This window comes from Pedobacter psychroterrae (assembly GCF_004331695.1).
GTDB classification, from domain to species: domain Bacteria; phylum Bacteroidota; class Bacteroidia; order Sphingobacteriales; family Sphingobacteriaceae; genus Pedobacter; species Pedobacter psychroterrae.
On the sequence record NZ_SJSL01000004.1, the window covers coordinates 266,894 to 288,665 of the forward strand.

The 21,772-nt window shown below is 43.9% G+C and carries 16 protein-coding genes; 3 read left to right on the plus strand and 13 right to left on the minus strand.

What is annotated here, in order from left to right:
• Positions 1-3 precede the first annotated feature (3 nt).
• Genes EZ437_RS16040 through EZ437_RS16065 form a run of 6 tightly spaced genes read right to left on the minus strand, consistent with a single transcriptional unit; the run spans position 4 to position 7,290 of the window.
• Positions 4-1,377, minus strand: a complete 1,374-nt coding sequence (locus EZ437_RS16040; RefSeq protein ID WP_131597076.1) for a sigma-54-dependent transcriptional regulator — start codon at positions 1,375-1,377, stop codon at positions 4-6.
• Between the two features lie 20 nt (positions 1,378-1,397).
• A complete protein-coding gene (locus tag EZ437_RS16045) occupies positions 1,398-2,582 on the minus strand; it encodes an ABC transporter permease (protein WP_131597077.1) in 1,185 nt (394 codons plus the stop codon).
• A 33-nt stretch (positions 2,583-2,615) separates the two neighbouring features.
• Positions 2,616-3,851: an ABC transporter permease gene (locus tag EZ437_RS16050; RefSeq protein ID WP_131597078.1), complete on the minus strand. Its 1,236-nt coding sequence runs from the start codon at positions 3,849-3,851 to the stop codon at positions 2,616-2,618.
• A gap of 20 nt (positions 3,852-3,871) precedes the next feature.
• Positions 3,872-4,537, minus strand: a complete 666-nt coding sequence (locus EZ437_RS16055) for an ABC transporter ATP-binding protein (RefSeq protein WP_131597079.1) — start codon at positions 4,535-4,537, stop codon at positions 3,872-3,874.
• A gap of 16 nt (positions 4,538-4,553) precedes the next feature.
• Complete coding sequence (locus tag EZ437_RS16060; protein ID WP_225869605.1) at positions 4,554-6,065, minus strand: TolC family protein; 1,512 nt, start codon at positions 6,063-6,065, stop codon at positions 4,554-4,556.
• Positions 6,043-7,290 carry an efflux RND transporter periplasmic adaptor subunit gene (locus EZ437_RS16065; protein WP_131597080.1) on the minus strand — a complete coding sequence of 416 codons (1,248 nt, stop codon included), beginning with the start codon at positions 7,288-7,290 and terminating at the stop codon, positions 6,043-6,045. The genes EZ437_RS16060 and EZ437_RS16065 overlap by 23 nt, the downstream gene beginning before the upstream one ends.
• A gap of 213 nt (positions 7,291-7,503) precedes the next feature.
• Here EZ437_RS16065 and EZ437_RS16070 point away from each other — a divergent pair, with 213 nt between their 5' ends.
• Entirely contained in the window at positions 7,504-8,421 is a 918-nt protein-coding gene (locus EZ437_RS16070) for a hypothetical protein (protein ID WP_131597081.1), read from the plus strand.
• Here the strand turns inward: EZ437_RS16070 and EZ437_RS16075 are convergent.
• Positions 8,399-9,298 carry a class I SAM-dependent methyltransferase gene (locus tag EZ437_RS16075; protein ID WP_131597082.1) on the minus strand — a complete coding sequence of 300 codons (900 nt, stop codon included), beginning with the start codon at positions 9,296-9,298 and terminating at the stop codon, positions 8,399-8,401. The genes EZ437_RS16070 and EZ437_RS16075 overlap by 23 nt on opposite strands.
• Before the next feature lie 174 nt (positions 9,299-9,472).
• Between EZ437_RS16075 and EZ437_RS16080 the strand changes: the two genes are divergently transcribed.
• Complete coding sequence (locus tag EZ437_RS16080) at positions 9,473-10,057, plus strand: RNA polymerase sigma factor (RefSeq protein WP_131597083.1); 585 nt, start codon at positions 9,473-9,475, stop codon at positions 10,055-10,057.
• The gene (locus EZ437_RS16085; RefSeq protein WP_131597084.1) at positions 10,054-11,370 is read left to right on the plus strand and encodes a hypothetical protein; all 1,317 of its coding nucleotides are present in this window, start codon (positions 10,054-10,056) and stop codon (positions 11,368-11,370) included. The genes EZ437_RS16080 and EZ437_RS16085 overlap by 4 nt, the downstream gene beginning before the upstream one ends.
• Before the next feature lie 167 nt (positions 11,371-11,537).
• Here the strand turns inward: EZ437_RS16085 and EZ437_RS16090 are convergent, their stop codons facing one another.
• From EZ437_RS16090 to EZ437_RS16115, 6 genes are all read right to left on the minus strand, one after another.
• Entirely contained in the window at positions 11,538-14,420 is a 2,883-nt protein-coding gene (locus tag EZ437_RS16090; protein ID WP_131597085.1) for a PVC-type heme-binding CxxCH protein, read from the minus strand.
• Between the two features lie 46 nt (positions 14,421-14,466).
• Positions 14,467-15,828: a PhoPQ-activated pathogenicity-related family protein gene (locus tag EZ437_RS16095; RefSeq protein ID WP_131597086.1), complete on the minus strand. Its 1,362-nt coding sequence runs from the start codon at positions 15,826-15,828 to the stop codon at positions 14,467-14,469.
• Between the two features lie 14 nt (positions 15,829-15,842).
• Positions 15,843-17,225, minus strand: a complete 1,383-nt coding sequence (locus tag EZ437_RS16100) for a Gfo/Idh/MocA family protein (RefSeq protein ID WP_131597087.1) — start codon at positions 17,223-17,225, stop codon at positions 15,843-15,845.
• 92 nt (positions 17,226-17,317) lie between these two features.
• The gene (locus tag EZ437_RS16105; RefSeq protein ID WP_131597088.1) at positions 17,318-19,921 is read right to left on the minus strand and encodes a DUF7133 domain-containing protein; all 2,604 of its coding nucleotides are present in this window, start codon (positions 19,919-19,921) and stop codon (positions 17,318-17,320) included.
• A gap of 40 nt (positions 19,922-19,961) precedes the next feature.
• Positions 19,962-20,819, minus strand: a complete 858-nt coding sequence (locus EZ437_RS16110) for a 3-keto-disaccharide hydrolase (RefSeq protein WP_131597089.1) — start codon at positions 20,817-20,819, stop codon at positions 19,962-19,964.
• A 709-nt stretch (positions 20,820-21,528) separates the two neighbouring features.
• Positions 21,529-21,772 (minus strand): integrase core domain-containing protein (locus tag EZ437_RS16115; protein ID WP_165500440.1); only part of this gene is annotated, 244 nt, incomplete at its 5' end.

Genomic DNA, 21,772 nt, shown 5'->3' on the forward strand with positions numbered 1-21,772 from the left:
GGTCTAGTCCTCACCTTCATTAAACGGAATCCGGTACTTTTCCAGCCTTCTGTAGAGGGCATTTCTGGTGATCCCCAGCGATGCCGCGGCTTTAGTAATCTTATTCTGATGAAAATTCATCGCCCTTTTTACCATTTCTATCTCCATCTGCTCCAATGTGATACTCCCTACACCCGGCATTTGCATGTCTGCCTTTTTGGAAGGCGACAATTCCAGTTGTGATTTAAAGTCATCCACACCCAGTTCATTTTTTCTACTTACCAGGATAGACCGCTCTACCAGGTTTTTCAACTGCCTGATGTTGCCCGGCAGTTCCAATTGCTGTAACCACCTCATCGCAGCGGGCGAGACAGAAAGTAAAGGCCTGTTGTAGATCTCTTTGAGATTGGAAATGAAGAAATTGACCAGCAAAGGAATATCACCTGCCCTTTCGCGCAGCGGGGGTAATTTGATGGTGATCAGGTTGATGCGATACAACAGATCTTCTCTGAAAGTGCCCGCACCGACCATTTCATTTAAGTTTTTATTTGTTGCACACACCACCCTGATGTCTACCACTTTACTTCGGCTGCTGCCCAGCACTTCGTATGTTCTGTCCTGAAGTACCCTTAGCAGTTTCACCTGACTTCCAGCTTCCAGTTCACCTATTTCATCTAAAAATATAGTACCCTTATTGGCCATTTCAAAACGCCCTGTACGGTCAAACCTTGCATCAGTAAAGGCACCCCGTACATGTCCAAACATCTCACTTTCAAATAATGAGGATGAAATGCCGCCAAGGTTTACCTTTACAAAAGGCTTATTCCTCCGCACGCTATTTTCATGAATGGCCTCTGCTATCAGTTCCTTTCCCGTACCGCTTTCACCCAATATAAGCACAGAGGCATCCGTAAAAGCTACCTGGCCAATGGTTTGCAATATAGCGAGCATGGCAGGATCTTCTGCTATAATTTGTTTGAAATTGTATTGCTTATCCAGCTGCTTGCGCGTACCGTCCTTTACTTTGGCAGTATTCAGTTCCAGTAAAGTCTTTACCGACTGCAATACATAATCATTGTTCCATGGTTTATTGATAAAGTCATTGGCCCCGAGCTTCATACCTTCAACAGCCAGCTCTATACTTGCCCAGCCGGTGATCAGTATCACAGGCAGCGCCGGATGATGCCTTCTGATAGTTTTCAGGAAATCCATCCCCTCTTTTCCCGAAGTATCTATGGAAAAGTTGAGGTCCAGGATAATCAGGTCAGGTAACTGCCTGTCTATGATGTCTAATGCCTCTGAAGCATTCCCTGCTGCAAGCACGTTGTTGCCTGCATTTTCCAGTAGCAATGCCAGTGAAGTCCTTACAGCAATATCATCATCTACAATCAATATCATATACAAAGTTAATATAGTTATTATTCTTCATGCAATGCAATTGCCGGGTGAATTGCTGCTGCCTGCCTACCTGGATACAGCGAACATACGATTACTAGCAAATAAATGAATGCTATGGCCATCAGCAGGGCAATCAGGTATACCTGCGGTGGCACGTTAAATACACTAAGCAGTGGAAACTGGATTGCAAAGAAGAAACCTACTATCAGAGACAACGTAGCCAGCAGCATCGATTCAGCTACCAGCTGACTTGATATGGACGACCCGCTAGCCCCTATTGCCCGCCTCAGACCTATTTCTCCGCGTCGCTGATTGATGTTGTACCACAGTACGCCAAACAGTCCGAGCGCTACATTTATGATCAGGAATCCGGCAATGATGCTGCAGATAATCACCGGAATAACGGTATCGCTGTTTTTCGACTCCCGCGTCTCAGTCAGATGCTTGATCTCGATGTTCGAGTTGGGAATCGCCTTCGCAAGAATCTTAGAAAGACGGCTTTCAAATGCCGCATCGGCATCTTTAGACACCTTTAGCAGCATGATACCCAGCCACTCATAAGCACCCGAATCCACCATTTTATACATACTTTGCCCCGCTGGCCAGTAGTCACCAGTGGTTTTTACGTCGTCTATCACACCAATTATCAGTGACCGGTTTTCATCCTTATCTTCACCGGTATACTTGCCAATTGCCGTTTCGTTGCCAAACATCGCTTTCTTTAAGCTGGCATTGATGATCATATAATTGTTCTTCATCAAGCCATCTTCCTTTTTGAACCAGCGACCCTCTATCACATTTATACCCAGTACCTTGCAATAATCCTCATCGGTTTGAAAAAAATTGACCCCGATTAATTTCTTGTCCTTATAGCTAAAACCAGAGGTAGAAATACTATTTGAATAGGGATAATTATGACTAGAGAAACTGAGCTCTTCTATTTGCGGAAGTGCTGTGAGCGTAGACCTCACCTGTTTGTAAAAGGTCGCGAGTGTATCTTTGTCTTTAGTTTTCAGCGGATTATTATACGATATCGACCATACCCGCTCATATTCAAACCCTGATGGCTTTACGTAATTCAGGTAGTAAAATACGAACATAGAGAATACCGCGAAAATTACTAAAAAGGAGATCAGTATTTCCGAGAGGAACAGGACATTGTGCTTCCTTTTGTTCCATATTAGTGTAAATAAGTGTTTAATCATGATAATGTCTTATTATTGATTTCAAATATTGAATTACCTCACCTTCAATGCGGAAACTACGTTGAGCCGCGACATTCGCCAGGCGGGGTATACACCTGAAAGTAAGCCGAATAGCAGGCATACAAATAGCCCCAGCGCCAGTACGGAAAAGTTGAGCGACAAGTTGAGGTCAGGTGTATAACCAGACTGGTTGAATATGTAAATCACCACATAAGAAAAGACTATTCCAATAAGCCCGCCTAAAAGTGTCAAAATGATGTTTTCTACCAGAAACTGATAGACCAGCGTTCTGGAGGAGGCGCCAAATGCTTTCCTGACTCCAATTTCAGAAGACCGCTCCATAATCCTGGTTATATTAATGTTGACGAGATTTATAGTTGGCAATAACAGAAACAGCAGCAGAAAGGCGCTCACCATAACCAGCATTTTACCAAAGCCCACCGAGTCATCGCTGCCAAAGAACCGCCTTGACAAGTCTTCCCACGGTGTATCGGCATGTGCATATAATTTATCATATTCCTTATCTACCGGAATCTTATCCACCATCTTCTGATATTCGGCCCGTATTGAAGGCATATCTGCTGCAGATTTAGCGAGCAGGATCACGCTGAAGTTGCCCATCACGCCCTGGTCATCGTACCCGGTTTTTGACACGGTATATGGCAGATAAACTTCTGCCTGGAAATGACGATTGGTTCTGGGCACTCCGCGTACTACACCATTTACCCGGTAGTTGACGTTGTCCACTTCAATGTTTTTCCCTACCACATCTTGCTGATCGCCAAAATAGGCCTTTCTAGTCCGGTCGGAAATAATGGCCACCCGTTCAGCATTATCTATCTGCCGCTTTGTATAAGCTTTGCCAGACAGAAAATCAAAGCTTGCTACCTCCCAATACAAATCGTTAGTATACTTAACTTCCAGCAAGATCTTTTTATTGTTAACGTAGGCATTGGTATTGGTACCTGAAGTATAAAATGCAATCTTCTCGGGCTTTTTCAACGTAGACACATATTTTTTTACGAAGTTGTAAGACGCCGAATTACTATTGATCCATCCCTCCTTCGTATTTTTAAGTGTTACACGCTGCACATAGAGCGAGCGTTCCCTGTTGTAATCCGGATAGGCCGGACTCATGACATTCTCCAGCAATGCGGTTGACGTCATCACAATCGTGAGCGTAAAGCTGATGCCGAACAGACTTATAAAAGTAAAAAACTTCCTGCGCCGCAGCACCGCTATGGCTATTTTAAAGTAATTTTTAAGCATAATAATAGCTACTAAATGATTTATTGAACTTGTGAACCGTCAAACAACCTAACCAGACGGTGTGTCTTATGCGCCATATTTTCATCATGCGTTACCATGATGATCGTTGTGCCGTCATTCTTGTTCAGATTGATCAGGATATCCATGATCTCATTGCCCATAGCACTGTCCAGGTTTCCGGTAGGCTCATCAGCCAGAATGATCTGCGGACGACCTACAATAGCCCTCGCTATGGCTACACGCTGGCGCTGACCACCACTCAGCTGGTTAGGAAAGTGTTTAAGCCGGTTACTCAATCCTACTTTTTCCAATGCTTCGGTGGCCAGTTGCCTGCGTTCTTTTGCCGATGAGGTGCGGTATAAGAGCGGCAGCTCTACATTATCCAGCACCTGCAAGTCATTGATCAGGTGATAGCTTTGAAAAATAAAACCCAGTTTCTGATTCCTGAATTTAGCCATTTGCTGGTCACTGAACCTCGATGTATCCTGATCGTCTATCCTGATGCTTCCTTTTGAAGGCTCATCCAGCAGACCTATAATGTTGAGCAGTGTGCTTTTACCGCAACCGGAAGGCCCCATAATAGACAGAAACTCACCTTTAGCTATATCCAGGGTAATGTTGTCAATAGCCAGTGTTTCAACCGTATCTGTCCGGTACACCTTTTCAATATTTTGTAAACGTATCATAATGTATATTTAAGATTTATTTATAAGTTATTTTCTCATTTTTTTCAAAGTCATACAGCGACAGGTACCTCAACTGATAATAAGCACCCCAAAAATCTCTTAATGAAGCTACATAGTCCCTTTTAGCCCGGTCACTTTCCTGAAATGCAATGCTCAGATCAGTGATGCTCAGGTTGCCCAGCACATAGCGCTCACTGGCGATCTGGTATTTTTCTGAGGCAATTCTGTCTGCCTGGGCAGTTAGTTCCAATTGCTCCTTCATCATATTAAAAAGTGTTACCTGGGTCACTATCTGCTGTTTAAAGATCTGTTTATCCTGCTCTACTTCATATACAGTAAACTGCTCATTTGCCTGCGCCGTTTTGGTCCTGGATTTTGACCTCCCCCAGTCCAGCACGGGAATGGACAGTTGCAGCTGTACTGACTGCTGGCTCTTTGGTGAATGGTACACATCGAGCAGCCTTCCCGCCGCATTTGAAAAGCCCAGGTTGGCTTTTAAACTAGCTACCAATCCATTCTCTCCTTTTGCCTTTGCCACATCTCTTTTTGCTTCCGCTATGCGTCTTACAAAGGCAATGGCGTCAGACCGGTTCTCAAATGCCTCTATCAATACCTTTTCGGCCGATACATCTACTTTTTTTACCGCCTGCGGCATAGTCAGCACAATTCTGTCATCGCCTTCAATTCCTGCATAGCTCCTTAAGTTGAGCGTCGCTATTTCCACATCACGTTTGGCCGTTCCCACAGCCTTTTGGGCATTTACCTGTTCCAGCTGCAACTGCAGGATCTCATTTTTAGAGACTTTTCCCAGTTCAAACTTTGTATTGGCTATTGTCAGGATCTTGCCGGTATTTATAAAATTGGTCTCTGCTATATGAAGATTTACCTGCGCCAGCAGCAGGTCAAAGAAATAGCCGGTTACGGTTACAGAGATCTGCTCCTGCGATTCGATGTAAACCTGCAGGCTTTCATTGTATTTCAGTGGCTCAATCTTCTTGTTCCATTTCAGGCTGTTGAACTGTAATAGCGGCTGTATGTATCCCAATCCATACGGTATGCCATTATATAGCACATTGTTCCGGTCAAAATCTGTAAAACGCTGCAGCTGTGTAGTACCATAAATGGTACCTCCTGTAGCTGCCAGACTCTGACTAAAATCAAGTGTCAGCGATGAATTGTCATTATGAATTGGCTGAAACTCCACAGCACCATTGGGCTGCAGCACCTGAGCATATGTTTTATTGTAACCTGGCAATATACCACTCAATGCCAATTGCGGTTGATAATTGGACTTAAAAGTACGCCATTCCCAGTATTTCGTTTCTTTTACCGTGGTGGCTTGTTTGGCAGCTATGGAATTGGCCTTTGCTTTTTCCACTACCTCCGGCAATGTCAGTCTTAGTGTATCTGCCTGCTCTTTTCCAAAAGCACAGGTGCTGATCATGATACCTGAACTGACCTTTACTACCATCCAGATTATGTAGCTAATTTTCCTGTACCACATATCAGTTTGTAATAGAAATTTCACTTGCATACTCATATTTGCTCATATCAGAGGTGATCACCCTTTCTCCGACTTTTATGCCACTTACGATCTCAATAAAATCAAAATTGCTCAGTCCTGTTTTTACACTTCTGCGAACGGCCTTACCTTTGCTTAGCACAAATATCTCCTGCATATCCGAACCCCTAAACGCAGGTCCGTTTGGCACCCGTATTACATTATTCCTTGTAGCAGTCACCAAAAATACATCGGCTTTCATATTGGGCCTCAATAGCTTATTGTTCTTCTCTTCAAGTTGCACATCAAATGACAAAATGGAATTATTTACCGAAGGAGATACGTTTGCAATACTGCCCCTAAGTTGTGTGTCATTGATCAGGACGATGACTGGCATGCCTTTGCTCAGTTGGTCCATTTGGGTGTCTGATATGCTGCCCGCCACTTTATAACTGCTCAGGTTGGCTATCCTTGCCAGCGATTCTCCTTCTTTAATGCTCGCACCTATGTTTTTATTCACCCAGGTCACCACCCCATCACGTGTAGCTATTACCTCAGCCAGGGCCAGTTTCCTGCTGAACGCTGCCTGATCATTTCCTTGTATAGCTAGTGCTATCTCTGCCTCCCTGATCTCGATCTTCATGGTCTGTTGTTTATTCCTGATCTCATTTTCCAGTTGCTGCTTTTCCAGTTCAGCCACCTTCAGCTCCAGTTCCGCACGCTCAATGTCTTCTCTTGTGCCCCCACCTGCTTTAAAAAGTCTTTGTGCACTTAATACCGCATCTTTAAAATTAGCAATGCGCAACTGCTTGATGCTGTTGTTAGACTTAATGTCATAAAAGCTCTTCTCCAGGTCCAGCTTCAGTTTTCTGATCTCATTTTCTTTAGATTCTATCTGAAAACCAAGCTTATCATACTCGGTCTGTGCCGCCGATTTATCCAGTGTCAGGATAGACTGGCCCGCTTTTACCTTAGTACCCGCGTCCATCACCACCTTTCTCACCGCCGCATTTATGGGACTGGTCAGGACTTCTTCAAATTCGGGCAGGATCTCTCCTGTGGCATTGATCGTATTCTCTATATTTCCAGTTTCGGCTACAGCCGATATAAATTCCGCCTCGGCCAATGAAGGCTTAATATAGGAACGCATTGCAAATACTGCTACTGCGATGCCGGTCACAATAGCCGCTAGTACTATATATCTTTTTCTTTTCTTTCTGGCAGTAACTTCTTCTTCTATCTGCTTGTCCATTTGTGTGGTTTGTTTGCATATGCTTTGCAACACAAATGCCACAATTAAACAATTGATTATCATTTATTTACAAACAACCATCCTAATAAAAACGCCCGATATCGAACGTTTGGTTTGTAATCGGGCAATAAATTTCTATTGCAAATGATAAAGTTTCCAGTTCTTATTTTCCGAAGATAAATATATATTTACGGCATTAAACAAGCACTCAAATTGGATACATTTAAATTTAAACTCAGACATACACTACCGACATTTATTACGCTCATCGTTTCAGTCATCATTTTATATTGTCTAAGCAGATGGGTAATTACTACGTTGACGGATATCAAGATTGATAATGTAGTATGGGAGATTTATATTCCCGTATTATTACCCTGGATTCCGTGTATCTATTTTCTCAACAGGAAGTTCAGTTCAACTGAATTAAAAACTACTGTATCTTCACGGTTCTTGCCGATCCTATGTTGCATAGTAACCATTAGCGCAATGCTAATCATGCTAAATCGTTATACAAAAGAATCCAAGGAGACTATAACGGTAATCCCAAACATAACTAAGATAGATTCAGTAAAAGTTGAGAAGTATGTTAAACTACAAGAATATTTCGTCAACAAATTTGGTGGTCATCATATACATTATACAAAGAGCGCAAAAAGCACCAGTAACCGTCTAAATATGAACATCTACTTTGCGCTTCCACTTCTAAAAAATAAGAAAGAGGGAATCAGAGATTTCCCAAAATATTGGTATGGCTTGAAATTCAATATGTGGACAAATGGAGGCACCTCGACATACATGCGTGAGCTAGAGCAGGAATTTCTGAAAGAATGCCAGCAAAAGATCACAGAAATGAGTTTTGAGGATGAAAAATATTTCGAATTGGTGAAAAATCCGGCTTATAAACTACTATACGAAAAGGCAATCAACAGCATACCTATCCCAAAAGACTCTGCTCAATACACCATCCTAACACCATCTTTCAAGTCATTTAATCATAAAGCGACAGTAGCATTATATTGCTTTTTCTCCATCTTTATTTTTGGAACAATTATGTTCATTGCTTCACTTAGTGACCAGCATCTGAAAATGAAGAATGATAAGAATACTACTTTAAATACGGATTCTTAGGAATTTCTACCACGTGATAGCCATCTGTTTTTAACCGCTCAATGGTCAGTGTGTCTGGAATTTCTTTAAACACAATGGTCGACAATACCTGCCCTGGCAGCAGTCTTAACTTTACCAGCAGGTCCATTAGTCCCTTTTTAGCCTTGATCCATATGAAATGCCAGTTACTGCTGTCAGCAACCAGTTTTTCGGTCCCTGCCGAATAGAAGTTAGGATTTATCCGTTTAAAAGCTACCATTGGCAGGTTAAGTCCGGCCGCAAACTTTTCAAACTCCCGCTCAGAAACCTTATATACAAAATTACCCACAGGCTCATAAGAAAACCTGTTCTTCCATGCTTTGTTAAGCAGCGAAGCCCTCGATGCCAGCATATTTGTCACAAACAACAGCGAGGGCATTTTAGAGACCGGATCTTGCGGCTCAATGATTACAATCCCCTTTTTTGCTACGCGGATCATTTCATACATTGCTGCATAGGGCCTTGGAAAATGATGGTATGATTCCTTGCAAAGCACATAATCAAACTGACCGTCCGCAAAAGACAAGCGCTCTGCATTCTCTGCTGCATAATCAGCGATGATACCCTGCTGTTTTGCCACCACAAGAAAATCACTGTTCAGATCTGTTGCAAGTGCCTTTGAGCCTTTAGACATAATATATTCAGCATCAAAACCATAAGCATCGCCTACGGTTAGCCAGCTTTCGTTTATCCGCAATAAAGGGTTCAGACAGTCAAAGAACAGTTGTTGCAGCCAGACCGCCACTGTCGACTTACCTGCATTCTTCTTACTACGGTAATACCCCAGCTTTTCCTCTCGTCCGGGAAAGTGCTGATTATACCATTCACTATGTCTTTCGTAACTCTGCTGATGAAACATATATTTACCGGGTTATATGTCTCTTACGGCGCTCATCAGCCAAACGCTTGCACGAAAACCTGCTTTTGATGATTAAAATATTTATTTTAAAAAAACTTGTTTTTCACCCAACGTTTGCCAATTTCGCTGCGTAATGGTATTAGAATTTATGCGCCATTTCCCCTATTATATTGAATGAACCTCTTTCCTAAGTCACTAACCAAGCTAATTGATGAATGTAAAAGCAATGACCGAAAAGCTCAGGAAAGCCTTTACAAGCATTTTTATGCTGAAATGCTAAGTCTGTGTTTTCGTTATCTAAGGACAGATGAACTGGCAAAGGAGGCTTTGAACATAGGATTTTTGAAAGTATTTCAAAATATAACTGCATTTGAAGAAATAAAAGGAGAACTGGGCGCATGGATCAGGACCATTATGGTGAGGACCTGTATTGATCTGGTAAGGAAGGAACTGAACTTCAATATTCAGCCCATTTCAGCACAGGAAGAAGAAATATTTATAGAACCCACGGTATTGAGCAAGCTTTATGCAGAAGATTTAATTAAATCAATCCGTAAGCTCCCCGATGCTACGCAACTGGTCTTCAACCTCTCCGTACTGGACGGATATTCTCATAAAGAGATTGGAGGTAAGCTCAATATTTCAGAAAGCACCTCCAGATGGCACTTATCCGAAGCAAAAAAACAACTTAGAATACTACTCACACCCCCAAATAAACAGATTGATTTGCCAACTGAAAATAACAACAAAACGACATGAAGAATTCAGCATGGTATCGTAAACTTTGGCTTAATAAGCTTAGCAATCTTCCGATAAAAGAAGATGCTGACACTGCATGGAGTGGCATGGAGCAACTGCTGGATCAACAATTGCCCATTGTCAATTCTCCATCGGGCACACCTGCACCTAAACCGGCAGGTACTACCCTGGGTACGTATTTTAGTTATGTTATCAGTGCTGCCGCTATGGTAGGCATTACCGCATATTTTACTTTACGCACCCCAGACCAAGCCAAAATAAAGGCTGTTAATGAGAAGAATACTATTCCGTCATTTAAGACTGACTCGCTTGTTGCTGAAACCTCGGTAGCAGACATGCACCTAATGGATAGTACTGGCATTGCTCCTCTTGCTGGCATCCCAATAGCCGACAGCAACCATCAATCCCCAACTCTTAAAAACGACTTCAAATTTAAAAAAGAACCGTCAGTAAATACCAAACCAGGCAACAGCATAACTGTAAATCATACTTCCAAAACTGAAGATTCTAATAAACCAACTTCTAAAAAAATAATCGATGATAAAGCGGACAATATTGCTCCAAACAGTCAAACAACAACATCAGTAGCTGTACAACAGGCATCACCATTAGATTCGATGAAGACAGAAAAACAATTCCCTGTAGATTTATCTGACAATCCGGGTTCAACCTCGCAACTGGAAAGGCAAAGGCAGAACCGCCAGAAGAGATTACCTAAAGCAAAAACACAGATCGATACACCACCGTTCAACTACAGTATTGAAGCAGGTATAAACCATGCCAATGACGAAAACTCATTTTATGTAATTGCTCTTGGCACTTATGCCCTATCACCCAGGTGGCTCATTAGCACAGGTCTGGGAATGAGTACACCACGGACTTTTACCGGCCAATATACCCGAAAGAGTTATTTCCGTCCCGACAGCATGCCTGCTTTCTCTTTCACAGACAAGAGAAAGGTGTTAGCAATGGATATTCCGCTAACGTTGACTTACAAACTATCGAATACCATTAGCATCAATGCAGGCCCGGTGATCAGCCTGCCATTAAAACAAGTGGGCATCAAGCTGGGAACCATCCATCAAAAAACAGATACCCTGATGCACACAAAGACGGTAAATGACATACTAAACAACACAAAGATGAACCGCATCAATATTGGCTTCAGTACCGGGATCAGTCTGCACTTTTCTCAGTTTGACATCCATACACGGTACCAGATGCTAAGCCCTTATAGCTTCAGCAATGAATTTGGCGACAATAAATTCAAGTACCGCAGCTTTCAGATCGGGATCGGCTACAGGTTTAAATAGCGTGAGTACCGTCTAAAGATGATTAATCTAACACTTTAATCTCTTACAGCATATTGCTACCAGATTGCTGTTTAGTTACTTCGTAATTACTTCGCAAAAAATGCGGTTTTATTGAAGCAAGTACGAAGTAACTATTCAGCAACTAAGATATAATGAGCTACGAGAGCTTACTTTAAAGTCAATAAATAATCTGTTAAGTTGGCCAGATCTTTTTCACTAAGACCTAAAGCGGTAGGCTCAGGCATGATCGATGTAGCAAACTGCTTGCGCGAGGCAATAGTTGAAGCCTTCACATTGTACTTCTCTCCTGCCATACCTTTAAGCACCACTGTCTCGCCATCGGCCTGTAAAAAACCAGACACCATCGATCCGTCTTTCTTAGTAATCAGCCAGGATTCATAGCCGAATGCCATCCCTGCACTTGGATTGATGATGGCATCCAGCAAGCCGTTCTTTTCAAACTTCCTGCCGATCTGCGTTAACTCAGGGCCAATATTGGCACCATCATTTCCCACACGGTGACATGACGTACATTTGCCCTGAAACACCAGCTTGCCTGCTTTAAGGTCACCCTGGAGTTTGGAGATCTTAGTAATAGACAGGGCAACCGTGCCACCTGGCTTTTTGAAATAGTCACTGGCCAGTACGCGTACGGTCTGATCAGGATTACTAAAGATCACCTTACTAATCTCGTCTGTAATTTCTTTAGATAGCTTTTTGTCTACAGCCAGACCAATCAACATCTCACCGCCAACTTTATCCTTAGCCATTATCTTTACAGCGGCTATTTTATCTTTTAAAGTACTCGTATTGTTTTCCAGTATCAGCTTTTGAGTTAGCATCTTCTTTTGTGATTCGGCATTTATTTCAGACCCAGTAGCTGGCAATTGCATTTTAAAATTGGCCCATTCATTACCCTGACGATATTTAAGCCACCACAATGCCTGTTCTTTGATCTTGGCATCATTACCTGCCATTAGCTCCTGCATGGCATCAACAGCTGATTGGTCCTTAATAAAACCAATAGCTACCATGGCCTGCTTGCGCTGCTCATCACTGAGTGCAGATGATGCGGCGCGCTCTTTAAGCGCTGGCAATGCAGCTTTTGGGTGCAGTCTCCATACGATATCTGCAAATGCTGTGCTCCATTTCAATGGTTCGCCGCCTAGTTTCGCATTTAAGATCGGGTATAAAACTTCTTCTTTGCCTTCAGCTGCCAGGCCAAGTGCCTCCAGGTAATATCGGTCGTTACCTGCATATGTTGTAGCCAGTGTTACAATGGCATCACCAGAGGTGTTGGCAGGCAGGTCACGCATCGCGACCGCAACTTCTCTGCGCACGGCAGGTGACAGATCTTTGCTCAACTGTGCCGCATAGGCGCTGATGTCTTTACTTACCTCGCGCAAGGCACGAAAAGCAGTAATGCGGATATTTGGATCACTGTCTTTCAATGCTTCTTCTACAGCTGTTACGCCTGATGGGCCCATATTGGAAAGCAGCCATATAGCTCGCGCCCTGTGATAAGGATTGGTAGATAAAAGTATCTTTTTAACTTCTTTGACTGCTTTAGATCCTTGTGCAGCAAGCAATACAAAGCCTGCGTTACGTACGTTTACAGCCGGGCTCAGTAATGCTGATATCTGTCCTTTAGTATTCTTCAGGTTGATCTTTGGCGTAGTCAGTTTTTTGCCTTTAGGCGCTATCCTGTAAATACGACCAGTTCCTGTAGTATCTGTCATTCTATGTCCGCCTACCATACTGTCATACCAGTCGGCCACATAGATGGCACCATCTGCGCCAACCACAACATCACTGGGACGGAACCACTTGGTCTTTTCTTCCTCACGTACCGAACTTTGCGCCACTGCTACTTCTTTGTCTGACAAAGAAGTAATCAGGTTCTGACGTTTCAGGTCATATCCAGCTCCATTAGTCTGAGGTTTATAAGCAAATACTACGTTACGTCCGGCATCGCATGCCATCAGCATACCACGGTACTTTTCGCCCAATAAGTCACTTTCATTGAATGCTACACCGGTAGGGGAACCTGCTCCTGTATTATCACCATACGGCATTACCCCTGGATCTTCCTGATGCCAGTGGGCGGTTACGTTAGATTGTCCCGGTCTTTTATCATTCTCCCATCGCCTGGTACCATCGGCACTGGCATAACCCATATTGGCACCTTCCATTAGCCAGGAAACACGAACACCCCTATTGCCGTCATCGTCATTGTCATTCTGCCACATAGTGCCGTAGGAGTCTACCGTAAACTCATAGGAATTGCGGAAATTGTGACCAAGTACTTTCAATCCTGTTCCATCGGGATTGACGCGCATGGCGATACCTCCTACCCACATTTTGCCATCATCACTCACAAGACCGCCTTTATTGCTATTGTTGTACGGCGATCCGCCATTATAATTACTGCCCGAGCGCAGGTGCCAGCCGGCTTTGTCGGTCACCATATGCGGACCGGCGTTGCCGGCGTTGAAATAATATTTGCCATCTGGGCCTGTAATCATTGCGTGCAGGCTATGGTCGTGATCAAGGCCACCAAATCCGGTTAGGAATACTTCTTTTTTATCCGGCTTATCATCGCCATTTTCATCTGTATAAACAATGATAGAAGGTGCGCAGGATACGATGACCTTATTGCCGATCACGGCAATCCCCAGTGGGGATACCAGGTCTTTGTCCTGTACAAATACTTTGGATGTTTCGGCCACACCGTCCCCGTCTTTATCTTCGAGGATCACTACGCGGTCGCCCTCTGCCCTGTCTTTAAAATGCGGAGCTTTATTGTTGTACTTGCGATAGTTTACCGCCTCGGTAACCCATACACGGCCCTTAATATCCACATCCATATTAGTAGGATTGTAAAACTTGGGCGATTCGGCCCATAAAGTTGCCTCCAGATCATCAGGCAAGAAAAGCTTCGTCTCGTCTGAAAACTCTTTGTTGTTAAGTACCAGATTGTCATTACTTTTTGGCGTATAGCCGGAAAACACCGTTAGTGCAGCCGCAAACGCGATCAATTTAGGTTTCATTTGAATATCATTTGATTTGGTACCCGAATATACTAAATTTCATAAATTATAAAAGCTTTTTATTATCTGTCATGAATACCCTTGTGCTTTGTGTGTAAGTTATCCCTTTGGCGTTTTGATACTTAAGGGCAATGTAAAAAGCATGATAGCCTGAGGCAGGAAATAATTCTGGCACATTGAATTTCGATTTTTTTCGAATGCCAAGGCTTCTGGATTCCCATTTATCGTTTCTAAAATCCATATCAGGAGAGTCTGAATACCAAACAATTACATCTGTCAGTTTATCACCTGTGGCCCTGATGGCTACCTCTACTCCTTTGCTAGTGGTGGAAGTAGTCCAGGTACATACAGGATATGGGGTTTTGGTAAGCGTATTCCCAAAAAATGCACTGAGGGTAGTCATCGCTTCTACTCCATTTCCAAGTCCATGACCTGCATTGGGCACATAATGCAAGAGGTTTTGGCCAGGGATGCTATCCAGGTAATTTTTGATATTATCTATTGGCCAGTACTCGTCATTGGTACCCATGATGATCATTTTGGGCATGGTCAGCATTTTTCTGTAGGCATATGGATCTATCATGGCAGCGAGCATATTGCCAGCAGGTGTACCTGCATCCTGTACCAGACCCAATTTTACATAGTCTTCGATCTGTACGCTGTAGTCTTTCCACACTTTGACCTGGTAGTTCATGCTCACATGCATGTTCAGCATGTCTATCACCATCGGTGCAATTGCCGTTACCCGCTTTTCTGAAGCACCCGTAAGCCAGGTTGTCCAGCCCCGTTTGGATGCACCGGATACGACAAAACGGCTTACTTTATGTTTTAGCCGCTGCAGTGAAAATTCTTGTATCGCGTCCATAGCGCTTGTTGCAGACTTGACCATTGGAAAGAGCAGCGGCCAACTATAATCGCCATCTTTCCTGAAATTGTGCAGGGTAAAAGAGATCAGGGCATCCTCTGTAAGGCCATTGTATAAGGGCTGGTTGGGTGTTTGCTTTAGTACAGCTATAATAGCGCTATTGTGTGTAGCCATCTGGCTAAATCCTTTAATGGACTGGTCTTCTTTACTGCTCCAGTTGGGCTGTCCTTCTTTATTAATGCTTCCCCCAGTGATGAACAACAAAGCCCCATCGTATTTACGCTCTTTGGGCACCAGGATACTCAGCTGATGTGCCCAGGTATGCTCCCGCCATTTCTGTGAGGTCAGCAGCACATGATATACGGTCACATCATCTATGATCTGCGTGTCTTTAAGCTCCCATCTGTAGGTTTTATCGCCATTATTGAGGTACCTTTTTAAAGCAGTAGCCGGTGTAATCGCTGTTTGTGCCTGTGTAGTTATAAAGGTGAAAAAAGATAGAAAAAGGGTGACCGAGGCCACCCTGTAAAAAGCTGTTATCATTCGTTTGTGTTTGGTTAAAATTCACCTTTTATTTCCCATCCCCTGCGGTAGGTACGTCTGAGATACTTATTGGCTGCAGGATAATTGGGAAATTTCATATTCGCTGCATCCCACTGTAAAAGCTGGTCAGGAACGCGGATGGCTACTGTACCGAGCAGGATGGCTTCGGTCATTGGGCCTGATTGTGCAAAATGAGACTCTGTTTTTTCTCCACCCAGACAGGCATTTACATAATGGTGGTAGTGATTGCGCGCTTCTATTTTATTGACTTGCTTGTCTTTAAATTTGGCTTCGGGAAGCAATACAGGTTTTTCACCTCCATGCGGGATCAGCATTGCCCCTTCTGTTCCGATTAACATGGCGGATTCAACAGGGTATTCACCAGGGGTATATAATTTTCTGATTTCTTCAGGCGGGTAAAACTCGCCATCGAACCATTCCAGTGTTACTTTGTCTTTTTCAGTGTAGCTGTTGCCGGGAAATACCCAGGTCATGTGATCTCCCTGCGGCCAGGTATCCCCCTTGCGTGGAGCGGAGTTCTTCCAGGATTGCTGTACCTCTGCAATAACCGACAATGGGGCTTTCAAACCGATGCCTTTCCAGACTGCATCAAAAATATGACAGCCAATGTCACCGGACCATCCGGTTCCAAAGTCCTGCCAGGTACGCCATTTGGCAGGATGATAGGTATTTGCAGCAAAAGGGCGTAATGGCGCCGTGCCGGTCCACAGCTCCCAGTTCAGGTTTGCCGGAGCATCTTGATTTCCTTCAGGCCTTGGGCCTTCCATACGGACGCTTTCTATACCCGGACGGTTAGAACATAGGTATATATGTTTTATTTTACCAATCGCCCCGTCTTTTAACAGCTGAACTGCGGTACGGTCGCAGGAAGATGAAGCGATCTGGGTACCCAACTGTGTCATCACACCTGCTTTGACAGCAGCTTTGGTAAGCGAGCGCACTTCTGCTACGTCATGACATAGCGGTTTTTGGCAATAAACGTGTTTTCCATTTTTGATAGCCGTGTAGGCAACTGCAAAATGGTTATGATCGGGTACGGATACATTGACAGAATCAATGTTGTTAGCTTCTTTTTTGAGCAGTTCGCGCCAGTCGGTATAGGTACGTACGCCGGGAAGACCTTCGGCTGCTCTCTTTAGCGCATCGCTGTCTACATCACAAATAGCCACAATCTCTACATCAGGATGTGTTTTGAAGTTACCAAGGTCATAGGCACCCATCCCACCTACCCCAATACAAGCATGTCTGAGTTTTTTGCCCGGAATTTTCGCTGATGCCAGCGACTGCATTAAAAATGAGGGAACAATGGCCACTGCGGCAGCCGATTGAAGAAATTTCCTGCGGGAAACTGCTGAGTTGTGGTTCTCTTGGTTCATGAATGTTATATTTGGTTAAGACGGGCTTATGCCTTAACCAAATATAACAAAATACTTTATCTTGTATACACAAGTTAATATAAAAACAGCAGCTATTTTTTCTGCTGTGAAAGGAACGTCACCAGTGAGGCTAACTCATCGTAGGACAATGCATTGGCCAGTCCGGCCGGCATCATTGACTGGTCCATCTCCTTACGTGTCAGGATATCACCTGATTTGATGGTAAACACTTCACCGGCAATATTGCGCAGCACTACTTTAGCAGCAGTTTCTTCGGTGATGAAACCCATAACAGTCCTGTCTCCTTTGGCGGTGATCAGCACCGTAGCAAATCCCTGAGAAATGGAAGCGTTTGGTTTAAGGATAGATTCAGCAATCTGCTCACGGTTCATGATAGAGCCGATCTGCCCCATAAACGGCCCTTTCATTTTCTCTCCCTTGCTGATACTGTGACAGGCAACACATCCTTGTTTGGTAAACAGTGCTTTTCCTTTTACTGGATCACCCTGTAACTGGTTGATAGCCAACAATACATCTTCGATAGATGACTTACCTACCTGTCCTTTTTGGTTTTTGATCTTTTCCAGATCTACTTTAGGCTCATCATTTGAGGCAACAGCTTCTTCTGTGCCGAATGCAGCGATTTCCATTCTGTGACGGGCATTCAGGTCTTTTAAAAATTGTTTTCCAGCTGCGTCTGCTTTATCCCATTCTGCCAACAGGAATTTTTCAATTGCCGCTGAGCCTGCCCAGTTGACACCTTTATAATAAGGACCATGTGAATCTGGCCTGGTACCCCACCACCATGAGGCATCGTATGGTGCCTCTTCTTTATACAATCGTGATAAGGTAATTGAGATCTGTTTCTTAAGATTTTCATCTGTAGCTTTAGCGTAGCTGCTGATCAGTGCATCTACTGCTTTCTGATCATGCATATAACGTAAAGTCCAAAGTGCAAGACTGGAGTTTTCACCACTGATAGCACCTGTAACTTCATCTACTGCTTTAAGGTTGACCAATGCCTGCACAGCTAAATGCGGAAGGACAATGGCCGAGTTGGGTGTAGCATGAGGGCCTTCTACATCTTTGGCCGGGGCCACAAATGAAGCGGGAACTTTGGTCTGCAATAAAGCAGAAGCAGCTTCCTGGCGACCAAGACGGCCTAATCCAATAATGGCTGCTGCCTGAACACGTGGAGATGGATCTTTGAGCGCCTGTACAAGTAGATCAGTAGGAACACCGGTCAGGTTGCCTTTTCGATCGGTAAGTACTTTTAATGCAAATTCCCTTACCGCATCGTCCTTGCTCAGCGCGACCAATGGCTGAATCCCATCGGCTCCCGCAACTTGTGCATAGGTGAAGATACCTGCTACACGGGCGTAAAGGGGAAGTTTTACATCCTGCGCCACTTTTAAAGCAGCGGCTGCCGACTGTTTGGCAGGGCGCGTAATCAGCTCCTGAGAGGCACTAAGCCTGGCTACCGCACTGGCTGATTTAAGCAGTTCCGCTAATTGCTTAACAGAAGCTTTGGTTACATTAGGAAAAGCTTTGTAAGTCCAGTTGGCTGGCACCGCACGAACTACATATCCTTTGCTTGGACTGCCTGAATAGCCGGCACCGTCCCATGCTGAAAGGTAAAGCCTGCCGGATCCGTCAACATCAAGGTCGGTGATCTGAGGCAGTTTAATGAATTCTTCTTCTTTTTGTGTAAAGGTAGGCCCATCGGCTGTCACCCTGTGGATATACAGCATGCTCCTGCCCCAGTCTGCCATCATCGGAACATTGTTGTATTTCTCCGGCCAGTTTGGTTCAGACATATACAATGCGCCTGTACCAGAACCACCGCCCACATCAACCAGGGCTGGTAATATTTCGTCGGTAAAGTGCTGGAACAATACCGGGTAGCCATATTCTCCAGACTGGATAAAGTGTGAAAAGCGCACGTTCCATCCCCCACCATCATTGGTATTCTCTCTGGTAAAAACATTCATAAAAGGGTCGATCGCAACATCATAAACGTTACGGGTACCATGGGAGTATATTTCCATTTCCGTTCCGTCGGGACGTACACGTACAATACCACCACCCAGCATGGTCATTTTCTTTCCTGAGCGGTCAACCGCATTATGGAAACCAAAATCCCCTACAGAGATGTAAATCCAGCCATCTATGCCCAGCCTGATGCCATTGGTAGCGTGATCAGTACCACGTTCCTGGATGTATTTGGTATTGCTCAGGTTCTGAATAAGTGGTTTGGATGGGCCATCGGCTTTTCCATCGCCATCTTTGTCTTCAAAAACTACCAGGTCCATTCCGGTGGCTTTACCGTTTTCTTTAGAAAAAGTCGTGTACAATACAAAGACTTGATTGCCCTGGGCGATGATCCCACGTGGATTATCTACCGTAGCAAATTCGGTATGGCTGTCCATTTTGCCATCGTTGTCTTTGTCAGTCAGTTTCAGGATACGGCCTTTTCCAGGGTCTTTACCAAGAGAACCGATCATGTCCACACCCACATATACTTCACCGGTGGCGGCTACAGCCAGACAGGCAGGGCTTGGCGTAACATCGGGGCCGGCAAATGGCGTAATCACCAGTTCTGTAGGGTCAGCGGGGGCTTTGGGTTCGTCGAGAAAAACCTTTAGTCCGAAAAATATCATGATCGAGTAGATCAGGCTTAAAGAAAATTTTATCATTGGTACAGGATATTATTGTATGTGTGTTATTTAAGGGTTGTTATTGTTTTGGTATTCTTTTTTCTGCCATCAGGTTTTTAACTACTTCGGCTAGTTTTGCCGGGTCTTTGGCATATTTTTCCAGATTGATGATTTCGACTTTTCTGAAGTCTACTGGATGGCTTTCGCTTTGTAATGAAATGGTACCGCCTTTTATTAGCTCCCCTTCTTCAGCTCCGCCTACAGGATCTTTTTGGGGCCTGTCATACCGCAGGACTTCATCGCCATTTATGTAATGTACGATGGTGGAATCTCCCAGAACAAGTACTTCTACGCGTACCCATTGCTCACCATTGAAGGTTTTTGAACTGGATTCGATGCAATGGTTTTTTACCACTTTGCCATTTAAAACAAACTGGGTTCCAGGTGTACAAAGATTGGCAGTAGGGCGTTCACCATTGCCGGTCCCTCCCAATAACTGGACTTCTATTGAATTTGGGAAATCCTGTTTTTTTTCCATCGCAGCAGGGTCCTGACCATGTATCATAATACCACTGTTGCGGTAGGCCCATCCCGGACCACCTTTTACCTGGTCGCCTACGAAACGGTATTCTGCCGCGATAAGGTAATAAGAATAGGATTTTTTGTAAAACAGGTGCCCAAAAGTTTCGTCAAACTGGGTGTAACCATCATAACGGACCTGGATTTGTCCGTCTTTAACACGAAAAGTGTTCGCATAGTTATCATTCAGCTCGTGGTACCGTATTTTAGGCTGCCAGTCGTTGAGGTCTTTTCCATTGAAAAGTTGCTCCCATTTTGGATTAGGAGGAGAATTTTTAAATGAACTGCCCAGGAAAATAAGAGGCAAACCCAGAACAAAAACAGTTCTGAGTATAAATGAAGTAATGTTTTGTTTCATTATTGTGTGTATGAAGCTGCTTTTAAACGGTTCGGCAAACTTAAACGCAAGATAAATAAATTTTCAAAAGAAATGAACAGGCGCTTTAATTCTTAATGGGGCTTGCATTTGCGTTTTTTCCAAAAAAACATGTTGCAATCTTACAGTAAAAATTTCCAGCATGACTATTGCTTGCTGACTACATTTATCGGCCCCAATAAGCCAGATGAAATCAATGGTGAATCTTTCTTAAAATAATTCCAGGTCGTAAAGCTATATCGCGCCTTGGATGGGCGTGGTGTTTTATTTAAAAACCAATCTGGAAATTCTTTAAGCTACCAGCCAGCACCATGGTCAGCAGGCAGCCACTCCATATCCGATGGTTCCTGCTTCAGCGCTCCAGTGGTGGTATGACCAAACCTGTAAATGCTCCAGTTACCTTGCGGTAACTCGCATGACAGCTGACCATCGGCAAGCTATCCGTCCTTTATCTGAGTACTTGTCAGCTGCGGATGGGCGACCGACGAGGAACGGGCCAGCTGCGGCTCACAGTCGGGTTTTTCCGAACGTGGCCCGAACCTGAGCCGATGCTGGCCCGAAGGTCAGCCGAAGCTGAAAGGGTACCAGTCAAAGCACTGTCAAATCTGTCTTATACTGAATTGTCCTTACAAAAAGCGGATAGTTAAACGGTTAAATCCTTACAATTATAAAAAGATATACTGATATATCCTTACATCAAATTTTCATCATACAGATATGCCCTTACACTGTTTTTTTGGTATTGGCTAAATTCCTGGTTGTGTCTTTTGTCGGGTGTCATCATTTCACAGCTCATGTGGGGTCTTACGTTGTTATATTTTTCTATTGCCTTGCAGACCGGTCCCACCGCCTTGGAATAAGATTGGAATGTCTGATACAGGCCAAATTCTGTTTTTAAGATGCCATTTACCCTTTCGGCGACTGCATTATCATAT

What these genes read in the sequence shown, in the direction of transcription:
- EZ437_RS16065 (WP_131597080.1), bottom strand. Translation starts at nt 7,290, where the DNA reads ATGGACAAGCAGATAGAAGAAGAAGTTACTGCCAGAAAGAAAAGAAAA.
- EZ437_RS16075 (WP_131597082.1), bottom strand. Translation starts at nt 9,298, where the DNA reads ATGTTTCATCAGCAGAGTTACGAAAGACATAGTGAATGGTATAATCAG.
- EZ437_RS16100 (WP_131597087.1), bottom strand. Translation starts at nt 17,225, where the DNA reads ATGAACCAAGAGAACCACAACTCAGCAGTTTCCCGCAGGAAATTTCTT.
- EZ437_RS16085 (WP_131597084.1), top strand. Translation starts at nt 10,054, where the DNA reads ATGAAGAATTCAGCATGGTATCGTAAACTTTGGCTTAATAAGCTTAGC.
- EZ437_RS16095 (WP_131597086.1), bottom strand. Translation starts at nt 15,828, where the DNA reads ATGATAACAGCTTTTTACAGGGTGGCCTCGGTCACCCTTTTTCTATCT.
- EZ437_RS16040 (WP_131597076.1), bottom strand. Translation starts at nt 1,377, where the DNA reads ATGATATTGATTGTAGATGATGATATTGCTGTAAGGACTTCACTGGCA.
- EZ437_RS16050 (WP_131597078.1), bottom strand. Translation starts at nt 3,851, where the DNA reads ATGCTTAAAAATTACTTTAAAATAGCCATAGCGGTGCTGCGGCGCAGG.
- EZ437_RS16105 (WP_131597088.1), bottom strand. Translation starts at nt 19,921, where the DNA reads ATGATAAAATTTTCTTTAAGCCTGATCTACTCGATCATGATATTTTTC.
- EZ437_RS16090 (WP_131597085.1), bottom strand. Translation starts at nt 14,420, where the DNA reads ATGAAACCTAAATTGATCGCGTTTGCGGCTGCACTAACGGTGTTTTCC.
- EZ437_RS16055 (WP_131597079.1), bottom strand. Translation starts at nt 4,537, where the DNA reads ATGATACGTTTACAAAATATTGAAAAGGTGTACCGGACAGATACGGTT.
- EZ437_RS16045 (WP_131597077.1), bottom strand. Translation starts at nt 2,582, where the DNA reads ATGATTAAACACTTATTTACACTAATATGGAACAAAAGGAAGCACAAT.
- EZ437_RS16110 (WP_131597089.1), bottom strand. Translation starts at nt 20,819, where the DNA reads ATGAAACAAAACATTACTTCATTTATACTCAGAACTGTTTTTGTTCTG.
- EZ437_RS16080 (WP_131597083.1), top strand. Translation starts at nt 9,473, where the DNA reads ATGAACCTCTTTCCTAAGTCACTAACCAAGCTAATTGATGAATGTAAA.